Source organism: Colwellia sp. 1_MG-2023, assembly GCF_030546755.1.
GTDB lineage: Bacteria > Pseudomonadota > Gammaproteobacteria > Enterobacterales > Alteromonadaceae > Thalassotalea_H.
Genome location: NZ_JAUOPE010000010.1, coordinates 13,885 through 31,856, shown reverse-complemented (window position 1 = coordinate 31,856; position 17,972 = coordinate 13,885). Strand labels below are relative to the sequence as shown.

The following is a 17,972-nucleotide window of genomic DNA, read 5'->3' as shown; positions in this document are numbered from 1 at the left end:
GATTAACCAAAAATGCGATGTAAAATTGAAGGGGTCGTTTTATTAACCGAACACGAATGCATCGGATCAAACCCTTTTAATTCTGGAAACTCAACCGCCAAATGACAATGTTCAAAATCTCCTGTTGCGGGGTTAAAGCGATAATCTTGACTCCATTGGTCAATATTCTCGGTAACTTGATTGATAGCATCAACAACAAATTCGATTTCTTTATTCGACATCGTCGGATGAAATGAAGCGCGGATCCAACCTGGTTTTTCCGCATAATCACCTGAATTGATTTTTTCAGTGATTTTATTCGACGTATCATGATCAACATTCAGTAAAATGTGACCATAAGTGCCTGCACAAGAACAACCGCCTCGCGTTTGCACGCCAAAACGATCGTTGAGAATACGAACCACTAAATTGTAATGGGCACCAAGCACGTAAAATGACACGATTGCTAAACGATCTTTCATTTTAGGCTCTAGCATTACCACACGTTCATTTTTACTTAAATTATCCATCACATAATCAGTAATTTCTTTTTCGCGCAGGGCTATGTTTTTAACCCCCATCGCATCTTTTACTTTAATCGCTAAAGCAGTACGAATACATTGTAAAAATCCAGGCGTGCCACCGTCTTCGCGCAAAGCGATATCATCAAAAAAACTATGTTCTCCCCAAGGATTCGTCCAGGTGACCGTTCCCCCGCCTGGATGATCAGGCACTTTATTTTTATACAAGGATTTATTAAACACTAAAACGCCTGAACTACCTGGTCCACCAAGAAATTTATGAGGCGAAAAGTAAATAGCATCAAGCGCTTGTTTAGGATTCGCCGGATGCATATCAATATCAACATAGGGCGCTGAGCAAGCAAAATCGACAAAACATAAGCCGTTATGTTCGTGCATGATTTCAGCAAGTTGGTAATAAGGCGTTTTAATACCTGTAACATTAGAACACGCTGAAAACGAGCCTATTTTTACTTTTCTATCTTGATACTTCGCTAATAACGTTTGTAAATGTTCTAACGACGGTAAGCCATTGCTGTCAGGATCTATAATCTCCAAGGTAACATCGCATTCATACCAAGATGTTTGATTTGAGTGATGTTCCATATGGGTGATAAAAACGACAGGCTTATCAATTTCATTAAAGCTCACTTGTTCTTGCATACGCTCAGGAATTCGTAAACCTAGAATACGTTGAAATTTATTAATCACCCCTGTCATGCCTGCCTCAGCAGTGATCAACACATCATTATTACAAGCATTAATATGCTTTTTAATCACGTGTTGCGCCTCATGATAAGCATGCGTCATCGCGCTGCCAGTCAAATTGGTTTCTGTATGAGTGTTGGCAACATAAGGACCGAGCGTGTTGGTAATATAATCTTCAATCGGTTGATATAAACGCCCGCTCGCTGTCCAATCAGCATATATAATTGCGAGGTTTTGACCATTTATTTGATGAGTTAAATCGTTACCTATAACGTGACGACGAAAAGGAATAAAGTGATTTTCTAAGGACATAACAACACCAAGCGGTAAAAAACAATAATATAATTCTACCAAACAAACTATTTGTCACAATATAAAACTCACAGGAAAGATAATTTAGCAAAATAATTCCAAAACGGTATTGTATATTCTTAGATAAGGTAAAATTTTTTCTTTTTATTTAGATAGTGAAAAATTATTTCATGGGCTTAGTAGATAAAGAATATACTCAATCAAATAACCTTGTTTGATGATCTGATCTTATTGGTGAAACTGACCAATCAATGACTGTTTTATGTTTTTTGATTAACCATTGATTAGCCATAGAAAAATGCTGGCAACCAAAGAAGCCTCGATAAGCCGATAACGGTGACGGATGCACAGAAGTTAAAATACAATGTTTGTTAGGGTTAATATTATTGCCTTTTTTCTGAGCATGACTCCCCCAGAGCAAAAAACAACAGCCATTATTATTTTGATTAATTTCTTCAATAATGGCATCAGTAAATTTTTCCCAGCCTAATTTCGCGTGAGCATGTGCTTGGGCTTGCTTAACAGTTAGCACAGTATTGAGCAACAAAACGCCTTGCTTTGCCCATTCAACGAGATTGCCATGTTCAGGAATTTCAAAGCCGTCAATATCTGTTGCTAATTCTTTGTATATGTTAACTAAAGACGGTGGGATTTTAATATCAGGATTCACCGAAAAAGCTAAACCATGAGCTTGTGGTTGATTATTTTTTCCGACGCCATGATAAGGATCTTGGCCGATAATAACCACTTTAATATCCGTTAAATCGCAATAAGTAAAGGCATTAAAAACATCTTCTTCTTGAGGAAAAATAACGTGCTGTTTTCTTTGTTCTACCAAGGTTTTCTGTAACGCTACAAAATAGGGTTGCTGACTTTCGCGAGTAATAATCGCTTGCCATTGCGGTAAAATTTTAGACATAAAAAAAGGGCAGTTATTTAACAATGCCCTTAGTGTAACGTATCAAATTTTAAATGAATAAAACTTTATGCTTTTGCTAATAAATACTGCCTTAAATCGCTAAACTCAGTACTTTGTTCAACGGAAAGAATTGTCTCCGAGGCACAATCAGCCAACTCTTTTGGTAAACCAATAGGCTGTCCTAACGTGCTTTCCACCACTTCTTTAAACTTAGCCGGATGAGCAGTACCTAAAAAGACACCAAATTCCTCATCCGTGGCATTATATTGTAATGCTTTATAAGCGACAGCGGCATGAGGCTCACTAATATAACCCAGTTTAGCTAAACCAATCACTGTCATTTGCGTTTGCTCTTCATCGATAGACACTGAGCTGACACAATCTTTATCTACTAAGCCAGACTTCAACATAAACTCGACGCGAGGCCAATTGTTCGGGTTACTCACATCCATGGCATTCGACATAGTAGCAACAGTTTCATTCGGTGACCATTCGCCGGTTTTCAAATAACGAGGAACCGTATCATTGGCGTTGGTTGCAGCAATAAAACGTTTAATAGGTAACCCCATCGCTTTAGCAAATAAACCTGCCGTTAAATTTCCGAAATTACCACTAGGCACAGAAAAAACAATATTGTTAAGGGCCGCTGCGCCTTTTTGACGATAAAGCTGAGCGACGGCTTCAAAGTAATAGCAAATTTGTGCAAGCAAACGACTAATATTAATAGAATTAGCAGAGTTTAACCCAATTGCTTCTTTTAACGCTTTATCATCAAATGATTGTTTTACTAACGCTTGGCAATCATCAAAATCACCCTCTACCGCGATTGTTTCAATATTGCCACCGAGCGTTGTGAACATTTTTTCTTGTAATAAACTGATTTTACCTTTCGGGTACATAATCACGACACGAATGTTATCTATGCCATGAAAAGCATGTGCTACGGCGGCACCAGTATCACCAGACGTTGCCGTTAAAATAGTAATTTTTTTGCCTTTCCCTTCTTTAGCACTGAAAGCTTGTAAACATCGGGCCATAAAACGAGCGCCAAAATCTTTAAAGGCTAATGTTGGGCCATGAAACAATTCTAAAATCGCTCTATTTTCGCTGATAGGTTGAATTTGTGCAGGAAAATTAAAAGCATCGGTTACAATATCAAGAAGCTGCGCTTTTGTTAGATCTTCGCTAACAAAGGGATAAAGCACTTCAACGCTTCGCTCCACCATTGGCAATGCCAATAGTTTTTCAATATTATCGAACTGAGGGATCTCTTCAGGAAAAAATAATCCTTGGTTACGCCCTAATCCTTGCTTTACAGCACCTGCAAAACTGACTTGTTCATCATTTTCTTTTAAATTATAAAATTTCACTTGTAACTTCCTACTAATACTTAAATGGCGTTATCTATTAACAAAGCTTTTTGTTATATCTGACATGCGCCTTGAATATCTGCTTGGCATACATGAACAAAACCTTCACATACTCCTGAGCTTAAAGTCTGTAAATAATGCTCTTCTAACCAAAGCGCGAAACTTTGTGCTTTTTCTTTATCATCTGTTACACAAAAAAGTGTCGGCCCTGAACCCGAGATCCCTACCGCTAAACAACCTTGTGATGATAAGTAATCACAAGCGTTTTCAAAACCAGGTAAAAGATGCTGACGATAAGGTTGCGCAACAATATCGGTTACTACTGAGAATGCTTGCTGTTTATCATTTCGATGACAAGCATCAACAAAAGTAGCTAAGTTTTGACCAAAGGTAATAAGGTCACTACGCGAATAACTATCGGGTAACACATCACGAGCGGCCTTGGTTGACACTTCAATACCCGGATAGGCCATAACAAAATAGCAATCATCAAAAGAAGGTAAAGTGCGGGTAATAATATTACTGTCAGGTACCATTAATTGCATACCGCCATAGTAACAAGGCGCAACATTATCGTAATGTAAACTACCGCTGATCTGTGCTTCCATTTGCCCCATCATAAAGAGCATTTTTTCTTTATCAAAACTAAAGTGATGATTGGTTTGATAATAACAATTTAACGCTTCAAGTGCTGCTACTACAGAACATGCACTTGAACCTAAACCACTACCAACGGGCATTTTTTTCTCTAGCGTTAACAAAACTGTATCGATAGCTTGGTTTGCTTCAACCAAGGCTTGGTTAAATAACGTCAAACAATGCCATACAATATTATCGGTTGGCTCACCAGGAAGCTTTTTAGCAAATTCACCTTGAACAATTAAGCTATCAGAATCACTTGCAGCTACCGATACAACATCACCTAAAAGCGTGCCGTCAATCGGTTTTACCGCTAAACCTAATACATCAAAACCAACGCTAACATTACCAATAGATGCCGGAGCAAAAACGGATACTTTTTGTTTACTTTCACTCATTAGTGTTGTTGCTCCCACGCAAGCGTTCTTAATAAGTCGCCAAATACCCCCGCAGCAGTGACGGCAGCGCCAGCCCCATAACCACGCAGTACAAATGGTAATGGTTGATAATAACGGCTATGAATAGCTAAGGCATTTTCACCATCTTTAATGCCATAAAGTGGGTGATCTTGACCAACCGCGTCTATCGATACTTGGCATTTACCATCGATGATAGTGCCAATATAACGTAAAACCTTACCCTCTGCTTTAGCTGAAGCAATTCTTTGTGAAAAAGGTTCATCTAATTGTGTCAGGTTTTCCATAAAAGTAGCAACATCACCACTGTCATCGAATCCTTCAGGTAGTACCGAGTCTACTTTAATATCTGACAATTCTAATTGCATTCCTGCTTCACGTGCCATGATCAACAATTTACGCGCGACATCCATACCACTGAGATCATCACGAGGATCTGGTTCCGTAAAACCATTTTCTTTGGCAATAGCCGTCGCTTCTGACAACGTCATTCCTTCTTCTAATTTACCAAAAATATAGGAAAGCGACCCTGACAACACACCTTCAAACTGTTGTAATTCATCCCCTGCTTTGATCAAACTTTGTAAAGTATCAATAACAGGTAAGCCAGCACCAACAGTAGTTTCATATAAGAATCGACGATTAGTTTTTTGCGCAGCCGTTCTCAACGCTTGGTAATATTCCCAAGAATCAGTATTAGCTTTTTTATTTGGTGTTACTACATGAAAGCCTTCGTTTAAGAAGTCGACATAACTCATTGCTAACGTTTCATTAGAGGTTGAGTCTACAATAACAGGGTTTATTAAATGATTTTCACGAACAAATTCTTTAATGTTTTCAGCGGTAACCGCTACAGGTTGCTTATTAGAGTCTGCCGTTAATAATGGCTGCCAGTTATCTAAATCAATACCGTTTTTGTCAAAAACCATGCCTTTACTATTGGCTAATCCGTAAACTTTTACCGAAATATTCTGTGCAGTTAATTTAGGTTGTTGACGTGCAATTTGAGCAATAAGTTCACTTCCAACCACACCACAACCAACCAAGAAAACATCAATAGTAGGTTTATGAGAGAAAAAGTTTTGATGACTGACTTTCATCGCATCGGTACATTTTCGTTTTTCTATGACTACCGAGATACTACGTTCAGATGAATCTTGCGCAATAGCGACAATATTTACACGCGCTTGGGCAAGCGAACTAAAGAATTTAGCCGCAACACCTTGTTGATGATGCATACCATCTCCCACTAATGACACGATAGACAAGTCGTTAGTAAGTGAAATAGGTTCTAATAATCCATTTAACAATTCTAATTCAAATTCTTGTTTTAAGCTCTCTTCCGCCAAACGCGCATCGGCAGAATGAATACAGAAACTAATACAATATTCACTCGATGATTGGCTGATCAGAACAATAGAAATATTATCACGGCTCATCGTAGCAAACACACGGCTAGCCATACCAACCATACCTTTCATACCAGGACCAGACACATTAACCATGGTTAAATCATCAAGGTTTGAAATCGCTTTTACTTGTTTCTTTTGATCATTTTCATTGGCAATTAATGTTCCCGGTGCTTCAGGATTACCGGTATTTTTAATTAGGCAAGGGATATGATATTGCGCGATAGGACCAATGGTTTTAGGGTGTAAAACACTTGCGCCAAAAAACGATAACTCCATCGCCTCTTGGTACGACAAGTAATCAAGTAAACTTGCTTCTTTAATTAAACGAGGATCCGCATTATATACGCCATCAACATCTGTCCAAATTTCACAACATTCTGCTTGCGTACAAACCGCTAATACCGCTGCAGAATAATCGGAACCATTACGCCCTAAAGTAGTCACTTGACCTTGGCTATCAACACCAATAAAACCTGGCATCAATGAAACTCTATTTAAGTTTTCGTATTCGAGTTGAAATTTCTCTTTACATAGCACTAAATCTGCTAAAGCGTTTAAAGATACGTCGTTCGTTCTGAGGAATTTTTCTGGTGCTAAAAGAGAAACGTCTATATCGCTTGTGCGTAATACAGAATCTAATATCGCAACACTCATGCGTTCCCCAATACTGATGATAATAGAGCGGATATGATCAGGGCAATACGACAACATTGTCGCCCCTTGCAAGTATCGGCCTAATTGATGTTCCCAATTCGCCAATGTTTGCTCGGCATGTTGAACATCAAAATTTTTCAGTGACGCAGCAAGGTCTTCAATAATAGTTTCAATTGCCTGTCTAAAATGTTGAAGGTCTTTTTGTAATTTTATTTCATCAGAAATATTTTCTGCCATTGCCACTAAATGATTAGTAACCCCTTGTGGCGCAGAAACAACCACAGCAACAGCTGAAGACGAACTTTGATTTTTGATGATATTAGCAACTTGAACAAACCGTTCAGCAGATGCCAACGATGACCCGCCAAATTTTAACACACGCATTTTTACTTCCTCTAAAAACGAAAAAAGCCCGTAACCTATGGTCACGGGCTTTGATAAAATACTATATTTTACACGTTAGCCAATGACCGCCATTCCGGTGAAGGTGGTGGTAATAATAATAATGGTGCGACGTGTAATATTTTTCATGCCCTTAAAGTGCCTGAAATGTAATTTTCTGTCAATATAAATTTATGAATAAAATTAGATGATTTATGAATAAACGCAGATAAAATCGTATAAATATTTAATCTTCAAGAATAAGTTCTATTTCTTTTGCCGCGCATACTTTATTCCGCCCGGTTTCCTTCGCTTCATATAGGGCAAGGTCTGCGTTAGATATTAAGTCTTCATAACGCTTATCTTCAGGGTTAATAGTGGCAACGCCTACGCTGGTAGAAATACGAATATTTTTATCTTGAAATTTAATTACACGTTTTTCAATCGCCCGACAAATACGTTCTGCGACATCTAATGCGCCCGCTAAATCTGTCTCAGGTAATATGGCAGCAAACTCTTCACCACCATATCGGCCAAACTGATCACATAATCTAAGTAATGAACTGATTTCTTGGGCAGTTTCAATTAATACTTGATCACCGCACTGATGCCCGTAGGTGTCATTGAGTAATTTAAAATGATCTAAATCGAACATAATCAACGCTAAACCATGATCATATCGACGTGCGCGAGCAAACTCTTTATCTAAACACTCTTCCCAATGTTTACGATTAAAGACTTGTGTTAAACCGTCAATTCTATTGGCTTTAGCGAGCTCTTCTAAGGTTTTATTTAGTTTAGTTTGGTAATGACATACATCGGTAACATCTTCAATTAAGATACAAATATGGGTATTTATCTTATTTGTAGCAATCGGCAAAAATGTACAGTTTTGTGCCATAAAGTGGCTATCAGTCGTAATTGGTCTGGTATGAGATAATTCAAATAAGTGATGACGCTGTTCCCAAGAACAAAAACTTTGGGTATTTAATTGAATAACGCTTGATAACTTTCTTTCAAACCACTTTTTAGGTAACTCAGGAAAAGCGGTAAAAACATTTTCTCCCACCATATCTTGTAAGTTTTTATGAACATGGATAGCGAAAAAACGATTCCATTCAACAATATTGTACTCTAAATCTAGAATTAAAATTCCAGTATTTAATTGTTCAGCAATGGTTGTGCAAAAAGGATTATCTGACACTAGTAATCTTCCAATATACGGTCTATCACAGAGGTAATATTGATAATGGCAGATTCAGGTATCAATAAAATCATATCGCAATTAAACGAATAATCAGTTACTTGATAACTAATTTTAACTTTTAATGCGACTTCCCAATTAAATGCATTATGTTGAATATGCTCTGAAATAGATGATTGACTTGAAGTGTTATTATCGGCATTACTTGAAAACAATAATCGCGGCGCACTATACGACATTTGATTGTCTATTTGGCTTGCAAAGACATTTAAAAATGTTGTCGTTAGGATTGAACTTAAATCAATAATTTGTTCTTCAACCGATAATTCATCAGGTTCATAACCAAGCAAATCAGCTAAACGATCAGAATCTTTCGGTTGATACATTAATAAGGCTTCGCCACGGATACCTTCATAACCAAAGAAACCTTGACTCACAACGGCAACAGATTGCGCTTCAGATTTTAAGGTATCAGATAAATGTTGCGAGCTGACCTGCTCGATACTTGGCACTTTCAGGTAGACAAAAGTATCTAAATAGCGCGCGAGCTGATCACTTGCCTGCCCCATAGCAACATTGATAATTTCTTGTAAGCAATCTTGTTGATCGTCGTTTAAATTAACGTTATTCATATAATTCCATGTTCTTTTAGATGAGAATTAAGGACATCTAATTGAACGGGTTTACGAAGAAAAGCTTTCGCGCCTAATTCTAATACTTTATTCTGCATTTCAGGCTGAATATCCGCAGAGATAACAAAAACCTTAACAGTAATTCCCGCCTCTTTTATTCCTTGTAATACCCCAATACCATCAACAACTGGCATAGTGAGGTCTAGAAAAAGCATATCAATGGCTTGATTATTTAAGATTTCTAATGCTTCAACACCATTAGTGGCAAGTTGAACATTTTCAGATAACGATTCAGGTAAAATTCTTAAGACCTGTTTACGGGCCATATTGGAGTCATCACAGATAAGGACAGACAAACTCATGAAGTGAACGTTCCTATTATTATTATTTTTTAATGGGGTGTAATTTACCTTAAAAAAGTCAGGCTGTTAACGACTAATAGTACAATTTTTGATTTTTTTTTAGGCAAATCGCTCACATCAAAAATTCAAATAATTTAATGTGTTGATATATATATAATAAATAGATTTTTAGTAGAAGGTAGTATCGGTATAAATTCAACGTCCTGTTAAATTTATACGGCTTAATAAAACGGAAATTTGATTAAAATGATTTAAAAACCAAATAACACTTTTAAAATAGCAACGGACAAAAAAGCTGAAACTGCATAAATACACGCCATTTTCCAATTATATCGATTTACTTTCATCACAATTCCTCATGTTATTCTTCTAGTCAATTTGTTGACTAAAAAGCTATTTTAATTATTTGATTAAAATACAAGCTATTATCATGCCAATACTAAATCAACTAATTGATAACAAAAGAATTATTAATATTTAATTAGCAAAAAGTGATGAATACAAGAAAAGACAAAAAACCAGACAATACCATTTAAATCAATAAATTAGGAAAACAAAACGAGTTGATTATATCAATTAAAGAGCTGGCCATTGCAGATGATGCTGATGATCTTTAAGCCAAGCTTTAGCTTCTTGAAAGCGAGGAAAATACGCTGCAACTAACGCCCAAAATTGCCGACTATGATTTAAATGTTTTAAATGGCAAAGTTCATGAACAACCACATAATCAACTACCCAATCAGGAACCATCATCAATAAATAGTTAAAACTTAATTGCCCGTTATTATTGCAACTCCCCCAACGAGCTTTATATTGTCTGACCTTAATGCTGCTTGGATATAAGTTAAGCTGAGCACTAAAATATTCAACTTTGTTTGATAATAATGTTATAGCACTTTGTTTAAACCATGCTTCAACGAGCCGTTTAGCGGCTTTTTGTTGTTGAGTTTCGGACAGTTTTTTATACCGCTGAGCGAGTGTAATTTGAATGGTGTTATCGTTATTTTCGAGGCTATTGTTAATAGAAAAAGTAAGTGAAATGTTTTTTCTGGTACCTTGAAACCATAAAAAGCCATTGTCACTATATACATTGCCTTGATGATTTAATCGATGATCTTTAAGCTGATTATTTTGTATTAACAGCTTAGCCTCAAGCCAGGAGGACTTTTGCGATACCAATTGCTGAATATAGCTTTCTTTAACATAGTGTGGGGCTCGAACGATCACAACGCCCTGCTTTACTTGTAAGGCAATACTTTTCCGCTTATTACTGCGGATCAACTGATATTCAATCATACACACTAACAGTTAACGACTAAGCAGCATCACTTTTACTAACGGTTTCCTTCGCAGCACTGTTGTTGTCTTCAACTTTTTGAACTGTTTTCTTCACAGTTTTAGGTTTCTTAGCTTGCAAGGCAATTAGCACTTGTTCTCTATTTTGTGCGATATAAACACTAAGTTCTTCTCGCATATTTTCCGATAATTCTATGGTGGCATTTTCAAATAGTTCAGCAAGATTGTCAGCCATGTCTAACATCTTGTCATATTCATCTGCGGCTTTCTTATCCATAAACGTTTCTACCTCCACACCTTGTCTTATGACAACAAATCGACTTTCAACGGCCATTGTTTTCCCTTATTTAACGAAAAGCTACTCAAGTATGTCCATCTTAAACGAAGCATTGAACACCACAAGAGCTGTATATAAAAACAGTAGAGTATCTCTTTTCAGTAAAAATGCAATATAAATTGACTAAAAAGTGAAAATTAACCTGTTAACTGTCATGCGACGACTGACATATTCCTCATGTAATTTGTGTCAATTTAACGATGAATGTAAATATTAATGACATCATTCAATAAAAAAAACATCAATAATTTATTTTTTCAAATTAAAAATCAGAACGTTAAAGCAATTTCAAGCACTTTTAACAAGTAGATTTCTCTTACATTCACCAAGATAAATATTGCAACTTTATTTGAAAAAAACGCCACTATTAGAGTGTACATAGCAAATATACAAATGCAGTTTTCACCACTTTAGTTATTATTAGGAGCGTTACCATGAATAAAATTAAATCAATTACTACAACAGCCATTACATTGACATTATTGGCTAGCACAAGTTTTTCTAGTTCAGCAATGGACAAATATATAGAGCAATCATTAATTGAAGTTTGCAAAGCTTCAACGAGCAATAGCACAGTTAAATTTAACAAAACCATGAAATCATTCCGTTTAAACAACAAAGCGGTTGCTAATAAAGTAATGTGTAATGGTGATGATATTACTGACTTTGCTAGAAACCACGGTTCATATAAAGTTGCAGCAAAACTTGAGAAGAGTCTAAATGGTGATGTAAGTATTACGGATGTGGCAGCACTTAGTAAAATTCATGTGAATTTTGTGGAGTAATCTCAGTACTATCGCAAAGAAGGAGCCGTAAGATATAGAGTTTATAAGCGACAACGGCGAAGCAATTTGAAGTTAACCCATTCAATTGCTTGCTGTTTGCTTATCCTTTTCACTACTCAGCTTTCCCTCTTTCAAGCTAAACTAAACCAAATTAAGCCAAGCCAATCAAATAAAGCATAAACTTTTATGGGTGATTAACTAGGATATTCGTTAGCCAATTAGCTACTTCATCGGGCTTTTCTAATGGCAACATGTGGCCTGCATGTTTAAAAATAGCTAACGTCATATTTTTATCTTGTTGTTGAAAATCAGCTAATGATGTTATCGAAACCAAAGGATCATTTTCACCAACACAAAAATGTTTTTTCTGATCAAGTAAGGCTAATTTAGGGAATATATCCTCACGTTTGGTCGTAGCCAATAATTGGTGAACGAGTACGTCCTGCCCTAATGATTTATCCATTTTATCAATCAACGACACAATATCGTTGCGATGATGGGCACTTTTATCTAATAAGGCTAATATTCTTTTTTGAGCAATACCGGCATAGCCATTTCTTTTGATCCATGCAACCGCTCGCGAACGCTCTTTAATCTCATTTGCTGGTAGAGCACAAGGCATATTAGCGATCACCAATAATCGCTTTACCATTTGAGGATATTTTAACGTTAAAGCAGATGCTAAATATCCCCCTAAGGAAAAGCCCATAAGCGTTACTTTCTCATTGGGGAGTTGTTGTTTTATATCGTCAACAATACCATCAATGGTTGGTTTTGGAGCAATCGTTAAAAAGTGAAAGTCAATCTCATTGACTTCCAACTTTTTCAATGAGGCAATCATCGGCTGCCATAAACGAGTATCACACATAGTGCCGGGTAATAAATATATCGATTGTCGCATTATCAAAGCGCCAAACTAACGGTAAATAAAGTCATCATAGACAACTGAAAAGCCAGTAAAATTATTGTAAGTATTTATCAAACATTTGCACTTTTACCCATTCGCCTTCACTCACCTGACCTTGTTCAGCCGCAAGAACAATATAACAATTAGCTGCGGCCATACTGGTTAAAATGCCAGAGCCTTGGCTTCCAGTAGAAGTCACTTGTAAGTTGCCATTTTCATCATTACTAACAATGCCTCTTTGAAAATCCATTCTACCTGGCGATTTCTTTAATGTACTCGTTGTTTTAGCGTTTAGTGTTAATGCTTGAACACGATTAACATTTTGCAATTTTAATAACGCGGGAAGCGCTAGCTGATGAGCGGTTACTAAAGCAGAAACAGGATTCCCCGGCAAGCCAAAAAAGTAGGAATTAGGTAAGGTGCCAAATGCAAAAGGTTTACCGGGTTTCATGGCGATTTTCCAAAACGCTATTTCACCTAAAGATTCAAGCACGGTTTTTGTATAATCGGCATCCCCTACAGACACGCCACCAGAGGATATTACCACATCGGCAACTTCATCGGCTTTTTTAAAAGCGTTAAAAATACTAGTTTCTACGTCTTCGATAATACCAAAATCAATAATATCAGCGCCAAGTTTAGTCAATATTGCAGTTAAAAATTGACTATTGCTTTCATAAATATCACCGTCATTAAGCGCTTGCCCTGGTTTTTTAAGTTCATCGCCGGTGGAAATTAATGCTACTTTTAGTTTTCTAAAAACGGTGACGTTATCAATTCCTAATGACGCTAATACGCCAATATCAATAGCAGTAAGTTCGCGTCCAGTAAGAAAAACTGCTTGTCCAAGGCCAATATCTTCGCCTTTACTTCTGACATTATCTGCGTGTTTTCTGGGAGATAAAAAAGTAACATTTTCTCCTTCAACTTGACAATTTTCTTGCATCTCGACGGTATCGCAATCAGCAGGCACTTTTGCGCCTGTCATAATTCGTACACATTCGCCAACTTTGCATTCACCAACAAAGGGCGAGCCGGCCATTGATCGCCCAACTAATTTTAATGTTGTATTTATAGCTAAGCTTTGCTGAGAAAACGTGTAGCCGTCCATTGCCGAATTATCATTGGGCGGCACATTCACCGGACTTTTTATGTCTTGAGCTAATACTCTCCCCAAGGCATTTTTCAGCGTAACTGGCTCTGTTTCATCGATCGGATTGATCGCTGTTAACATGTTTTCTAACGCTTGTTCAAAAGGAAGTAAACCTGGAACTGAACAACAATCAACCATTAATCTTTACCTTAAATAATCTTTATCTAAATTTATTAATATCGGTATTATCTGATAATCGACAACGAACCACTAGGTAATTGCACCGTTATTTTTTGATACAAATCAACTTGGAACATCGTTATTTATCATATCATCTGCTAATAACTATGTTATATTATATTGATTATTCGCCGAGCTTCTATTGCTAACTTTGTTTTACTTAAGAAAAACAAATACGTGATCTTAGCCGTGATTATTTATTAATCGCCAGGGTTAATGTGGAAACATATTAGCCTCCCGACATTTGGAAAGGTGGAATGTTAACTGACAATTTTGGTCGTAAGTTTTATTACTTACGCCTATCGATTACCGACGTCTGTAATTTTCGTTGTAACTATTGCTTACCCGATGGTTATCAATGTGATCACGACCGTGACTTTTTATCGTTTGCTGAAATCAAACGCGTTGCCAAAGCCTTTGGTCAATTAGGCACGGAAAAAATTCGTATCACAGGAGGTGAGCCATCGTTAAGAAAAGATCTTCCCGACATCATTGCCGCCTGCAAACAAACTGAAAACATCAAAAAAGTCGCATTAACGTCAAACGGCTACAAATTACCAGAACATATTAACTCATGGTTAGATTCAGGTCTTGATGCGCTTAACATCAGTATTGATAGTTTAGATCCGAGACAATTTCATGCCATTACCGGCCATGACAAATTACCTATAATATTAAAAGGTATAGATATGGCATTGGCGAGTGGTAAAACATCGGTAAAAATTAATACCGTGTTAATGCGCGAATTTAATGGCTATGACATTAAAACCTATTTAGAGTGGCTCAAAGATACCCCGGTTACTTTGCGTTTTATCGAATTAATGCAAACTGGTGACAATCAGGAGTTTTTTAATAAACAACATGTGCAAGCATCTCGGATCAAACAAAAATTGATTCTAGACGGTTGGCTGCCATCCATTCGAGATAAATCATCAGGTCCTGCTCAAGAATTTTATCATCCTGATTATCAAGGAAAAGTTGGCTTGATCATGCCTTACAGCAAAGACTTTTGTAATACTTGTAATCGCTTAAGAGTCAGTGCCTTAGGTAAATTGCATTTATGTTTATTTACCGAAGCAGGCTTGTCATTAAAAGAGTATTTACAACAAGATGATGTAGAGCCATTAAAACAACAAATTGTTGCTATGATGAGTGATAAAAAAGCCACGCATTTTCTCCATGATAATCTCACGGGTGCCACCAAAAACTTAGCAATGCTTGGTGGCTAATCGATGAAAACAGCAACAGATTTAACACTACATCAACACTGTTTAGGGGTGGTTTTAACGGGCGGTTTATCATCTAGAATGGGAAGTGATAAAGCCTTACTTAATCGCGCAAGCGGAAACCGTCAAACCAGTAACTCTGAACAAAATCATGCTCCCCAAGAAAATATGCTGTCATATAGCAAACAACAGCTAAAAAGTGCCGGAGTTGATGAGATTATTGTTAGCGGAAAAAATCATGGCATTGCAGATCAATTTGAGCAATTAGGACCAATGGGCGGCATTTATACTATTCTGAAGAAGTACCATCCAAAAGCCATGTTAATTTTACCGGTTGATTTGCCTTTAATCGACAGTGAATCATTACTGCAACTCAAGCGTGCTGGCGAATTGTCACAAAAGGCAGTATTTTTTCAAAATAATATGTTGCCATTATATTTACCTATTAATGCTTTTGTTGAACAGTTTTTTGAGCAAGCCTTTTTACCATTTAAACAAAGCTTCACTAATAAGAAATCAGCGTTATCTAGCCAAACAACGAATAAACCTGCGATTAAAGGACCTTCGATAAAAGCATTGTTAACGCAAATTCCCCATAAAACATTAACCCCAAAAAATTTACAATGCTTGTTTAATGCCAATACGCCTGAGCAGTGGCAGCAAGCTAAACAAAAGTTTAACAACCCTATTGTGCAAAACAGGAAAAATCATGTCTAGTTCAAGTAACAATCACAACAGTAAAGTGTTTATTCCTCTTAACATTGCGGTATTAACCGTGTCTGATACACGTGATGAATCAAATGATACTTCAGGGCAATTATTAGCTGAGCGCGTCACTTCTTCAGGACATCTGTTAGCCGCAAAAGCGATAGTTAAAGATGACGTTTATCAATTACGCGCTATCGTCTCTAAATGGATTGCTGATGACAATATTCATGCGGTGATCAGTACTGGCGGTACAGGCTTTACTTTACGTGATAATACCCCCGAAGCCCTATTACCACTTTTTGATAAAAACGTTGAAGGGTTTGGGGAAATATTTCGCGCTATCTCATTAGATGAAATTGGCACTTCAACAATTCAATCTCGTGCTTTTGGTGGCATAGCTAATCAAACCGTTATTTTATGTGTGCCAGGTTCAACTAACGCATGTCGAACCGCTTGGGATAAATTAATTAAAGAGCAATTAGACGCTAGCCATCGCCCTTGTAATTTTGTGCCTCATTTAAATATTAATACCGAGCAATGTGAGACAAGAAGCTAATGACCGAACAAAACAATGAAGTCGCCTTAAGCCATGTAAACTCAAAAGGCGAAGCAAACATGGTTGATGTCACCGAAAAAGCAATGACCTCACGAACAGCGACCGCCGTTGGCTTTATAAAAATGACCGCTGAAACCCTCGGATTAATTCATCAAGGCGATAACAAAAAAGGCGATGTTTTAGCCGTTGCTCGTATTGCTGGCATTCAAGCCGCAAAAAAATGTAGTGACCTAATTCCTTTATGTCATCCGTTAATGTTAACCAAAGTGAATGTCGACTTTGAAATTGACGATCAGAAAAATCAAATCAAAGTAACAAGCTTATGTCGCTTAACCGGACAAACAGGGGTTGAAATGGAAGCCTTAACCGCGGTTTCTGTTGCATGCTTAACCTTATTTGATATGTGTAAAGCGGCAGATCCTAAAATGGAAATATTTGGCATTAAAGTATTAACGAAAGAGGGTGGCAAGTCAGGGAGCTGGCAGGCGTAGTTTTTATTGCTATAACCTAAATTCTGCTGAAAATTAAATAGCAAATACTTTAGAAAAATACTGAAGAGAAACACCTGATAATAAAACGAGAAGCCTATGATAAAAGTATTATTTTTTGCCGCACTGCGTGAACAACTAGGCAGTGAGCAAATCACAGTACCTGTAGCAAAACCGGCAACCATTGCAGACGTTATTGATGCTCTACTCGCCATACACCCTCAATGGCAGTCCGCATTTACTCAAAGTCTGCTTTGTGCAGTTAACCAAAACATGGTGAGCAGAGATCATCCCGTTAACGCTGGTGATGAAGTTGCTTTTTTTCCTCCTGTGACAGGTGGGTAAACATGGTAAAGCATGAGAATTCAGCCATAAAAATTGCCATTCAAACCGCTGACTTTAGTTTGTCAGATGAAGTCAATTTATTAGAAGCGCAAAACGAAGAAGATGGTGCGGTTGTTACTTTTAGTGGCAGAGTGCGAAACAATAATCTCGGCAAAAAAGTCAGTGGGTTATTCCTTGAGCATTACCCTGGCATGACTGAAAAATCTTTACATAACATCATTGAACAAGCACAAAAAAAATGGCAATTAGGACGAGTTACTGTCATTCATCGCATTGGTCAACTCACCGTAGGCGAACAAATTGTCTTTGTTGGCGTCACCAGTAAACATCGGCAAGACGCCTTTGCCGGCTGCGAGTTTATTATGGATTATTTGAAAGTTAGCGCACCATTTTGGAAAAAGGAATTAAGTGAAGGTGTAGAAAATTGGTTAGAAGCAAAACAAAGTGATGAAATTAAAGCAAAACAATGGCAACCTTAAATA

19 protein-coding genes and 1 riboswitch are annotated in these 17,972 nt (G+C 37.2%); of the genes, 7 read left to right on the top strand and 12 right to left on the bottom strand.

The window, feature by feature from the left end; all coding sequences use genetic code 11:
• Positions 1-2: 2 nt before the first annotated feature.
• From Q4493_RS12285 to Q4493_RS12240, 10 genes are all read right to left on the bottom strand, one after another.
• A complete protein-coding gene (locus tag Q4493_RS12285; protein ID WP_303453009.1) occupies positions 3-1,520 on the bottom strand; it encodes an aminotransferase class V-fold PLP-dependent enzyme in 1,518 nt (505 codons plus the stop codon).
• A 196-nt stretch (positions 1,521-1,716) separates the two neighbouring features.
• On the bottom strand, positions 1,717-2,439 hold the full coding sequence (gene ung, locus Q4493_RS12280) for a uracil-DNA glycosylase (protein WP_303453007.1): 723 nt from the start codon (positions 2,437-2,439) through the stop codon (positions 1,717-1,719).
• A gap of 65 nt (positions 2,440-2,504) precedes the next feature.
• A complete protein-coding gene (gene thrC, locus Q4493_RS12275; protein ID WP_303453005.1) occupies positions 2,505-3,809 on the bottom strand; it encodes a threonine synthase in 1,305 nt (434 codons plus the stop codon).
• 53 nt (positions 3,810-3,862) lie between these two features.
• Positions 3,863-4,846: a homoserine kinase gene (thrB, locus tag Q4493_RS12270; RefSeq protein ID WP_303453003.1), complete on the bottom strand. Its 984-nt coding sequence runs from the start codon at positions 4,844-4,846 to the stop codon at positions 3,863-3,865.
• Entirely contained in the window at positions 4,846-7,314 is a 2,469-nt protein-coding gene (gene thrA / locus Q4493_RS12265; RefSeq protein ID WP_303453001.1) for a bifunctional aspartate kinase/homoserine dehydrogenase I, read from the bottom strand. Before thrA ends, thrB begins: the two co-directional genes overlap by 1 nt.
• Before the next feature lie 244 nt (positions 7,315-7,558).
• Positions 7,559-8,515, bottom strand: a complete 957-nt coding sequence (locus Q4493_RS12260) for a GGDEF domain-containing protein (protein WP_303452999.1) — start codon at positions 8,513-8,515, stop codon at positions 7,559-7,561.
• Entirely contained in the window at positions 8,515-9,147 is a 633-nt protein-coding gene (locus tag Q4493_RS12255) for a chemotaxis protein (protein WP_303452997.1), read from the bottom strand. Before Q4493_RS12255 ends, Q4493_RS12260 begins: the two co-directional genes overlap by 1 nt.
• Complete coding sequence (locus tag Q4493_RS12250) at positions 9,144-9,509, bottom strand: response regulator (protein WP_303452994.1); 366 nt, start codon at positions 9,507-9,509, stop codon at positions 9,144-9,146. The genes Q4493_RS12255 and Q4493_RS12250 overlap by 4 nt, the downstream gene beginning before the upstream one ends.
• 576 nt (positions 9,510-10,085) lie before the next feature.
• Complete coding sequence (locus tag Q4493_RS12245; protein WP_303452991.1) at positions 10,086-10,805, bottom strand: M48 family metallopeptidase; 720 nt, start codon at positions 10,803-10,805, stop codon at positions 10,086-10,088.
• A gap of 19 nt (positions 10,806-10,824) precedes the next feature.
• Positions 10,825-11,139 (bottom strand): YebG family protein, encoded by a 315-nt coding sequence (locus Q4493_RS12240; protein ID WP_303452989.1) that lies wholly within the window; start codon positions 11,137-11,139, stop codon positions 10,825-10,827.
• A 437-nt stretch (positions 11,140-11,576) separates the two neighbouring features.
• Here Q4493_RS12240 and Q4493_RS12235 point away from each other — a divergent pair, with 437 nt between their 5' ends.
• Complete coding sequence (locus Q4493_RS12235) at positions 11,577-11,927, top strand: DUF3718 domain-containing protein (protein ID WP_303452987.1); 351 nt, start codon at positions 11,577-11,579, stop codon at positions 11,925-11,927.
• Positions 11,928-12,111: 184 nt separating this feature from the next.
• Here Q4493_RS12235 and Q4493_RS12230 read toward each other — a convergent pair whose 3' ends face one another.
• Both Q4493_RS12230 and moeA read right to left on the bottom strand, forming a co-directional pair.
• Positions 12,112-12,828 (bottom strand): alpha/beta fold hydrolase, encoded by a 717-nt coding sequence (locus tag Q4493_RS12230; protein WP_303452984.1) that lies wholly within the window; start codon positions 12,826-12,828, stop codon positions 12,112-12,114.
• A gap of 61 nt (positions 12,829-12,889) precedes the next feature.
• Positions 12,890-14,125, bottom strand: coding sequence for a molybdopterin molybdotransferase MoeA (moeA, locus tag Q4493_RS12225; RefSeq protein ID WP_303452982.1), 1,236 nt, complete (start codon positions 14,123-14,125; stop codon positions 12,890-12,892).
• 159 nt (positions 14,126-14,284) lie between these two features.
• Positions 14,285-14,438, top strand: a riboswitch (molybdenum cofactor riboswitch).
• Here moeA and moaA point away from each other — a divergent pair.
• The 6 genes from moaA (at position 14,425) to moaE (ending at position 17,969) form a co-directional block, all read left to right on the top strand.
• The gene (moaA, locus tag Q4493_RS12220; RefSeq protein WP_303452980.1) at positions 14,425-15,396 is read left to right on the top strand and encodes a GTP 3',8-cyclase MoaA; all 972 of its coding nucleotides are present in this window, start codon (positions 14,425-14,427) and stop codon (positions 15,394-15,396) included. It overlaps the preceding riboswitch by 14 nt.
• 3 nt (positions 15,397-15,399) lie before the next feature.
• Positions 15,400-16,110: a molybdenum cofactor guanylyltransferase gene (locus tag Q4493_RS12215; protein WP_303452978.1), complete on the top strand. Its 711-nt coding sequence runs from the start codon at positions 15,400-15,402 to the stop codon at positions 16,108-16,110.
• On the top strand, positions 16,103-16,657 hold the full coding sequence (gene moaB / locus Q4493_RS12210) for a molybdenum cofactor biosynthesis protein B (RefSeq protein WP_303452976.1): 555 nt from the start codon (positions 16,103-16,105) through the stop codon (positions 16,655-16,657). The genes Q4493_RS12215 and moaB overlap by 8 nt, the downstream gene beginning before the upstream one ends.
• Positions 16,657-17,148 (top strand): cyclic pyranopterin monophosphate synthase MoaC, encoded by a 492-nt coding sequence (gene moaC, locus Q4493_RS12205; protein ID WP_303452974.1) that lies wholly within the window; start codon positions 16,657-16,659, stop codon positions 17,146-17,148. The genes moaB and moaC overlap by 1 nt, the downstream gene beginning before the upstream one ends.
• A 96-nt stretch (positions 17,149-17,244) precedes the next feature.
• Positions 17,245-17,490: a molybdopterin converting factor subunit 1 gene (gene moaD, locus Q4493_RS12200; protein ID WP_303452972.1), complete on the top strand. Its 246-nt coding sequence runs from the start codon at positions 17,245-17,247 to the stop codon at positions 17,488-17,490.
• A 2-nt stretch (positions 17,491-17,492) separates the two neighbouring features.
• Positions 17,493-17,969, top strand: coding sequence for a molybdopterin synthase catalytic subunit MoaE (gene moaE, locus Q4493_RS12195; protein ID WP_303452970.1), 477 nt, complete (start codon positions 17,493-17,495; stop codon positions 17,967-17,969).
• The last annotated feature ends 3 nt before the right edge of the window (positions 17,970-17,972 follow it).